This window comes from Streptomyces sp. NPDC127092, assembly GCF_042722475.1.
GTDB lineage: Bacteria > Actinomycetota > Actinomycetes > Streptomycetales > Streptomycetaceae > Streptomyces.
In genome coordinates, this window is the sequence record NZ_JBHXFE010000125.1 from 1866 (window position 1) to 2585 (window position 720).

Consider the following 720-nt stretch of genomic DNA (forward strand, 5'->3'; position numbering starts at 1 on the left):
TCGAAGTGGGCGTAGTTGTCGCATGGTGTGAAGATTCGGTGCAGGAACGCCGTCACGGACGTTGTGCACCTCTCGAGGATCATCGACAACATCAGTGTCCCTCCGGGTCTCGGGTGACGCAGGACGCGGCGAGGACCTCGTCCGAGAAATCGGGGGCCAGCGCCCCGTCGACGAGCATCAGCTCGAGCAGCGCGGAGATGTTCTTCGAGTACAGCTCCGAGGCGTGCTCGGGCATGCTCGCGGGCAGGTTCAGCGGCGAGCAGATCGTCACCCCGTGCTTGACCACGGTCCGGCCGGGCTCGGTGAGCTCGCAGTTACCGCCGGTCTCCCCGGCCAGGTCGACCACCACCGATCCCGGCTTCATACCCTCCACCGCGGCCGCGGTCACCAACCGCGGTGCCGGACGGCCCGGCACCAGGGCGGTGGTAATGACCACGTCGAAGCCCTTGATCGCATCCTCGAGCGCCTGCTGCTGCTGCGCCCGCTCGTCCTCGGTCAGCTCGCGGGCGTACCCGCCCGACCCCTCGGCATCGATGCCCAGATCGAGCCACTGGGCACCGACCGAGCGGACCTGATCGGCGACCTCCGGGCGCACGTCGTAGCCGGTGGCCCGGCCGCCGAGACGCTTCGCCGTGGCCAGGGCCTGCAGGCCGGCGACACCGACGCCGAGGACCAGCACCGTCGCGGGCTTGACGGTGCCGGCGGCGGTGGTGAGCATCG

1 pseudogene is annotated in these 720 nt (G+C 69.9%); it reads right to left on the bottom strand.

The window, feature by feature from the left end:
* Positions 1-91: 91 nt before the first annotated feature.
* Positions 92-720, bottom strand: a pseudogene (locus ACFWJO_RS37825) (NAD(P)(+) transhydrogenase (Re/Si-specific) subunit alpha); the annotation flags it as partial.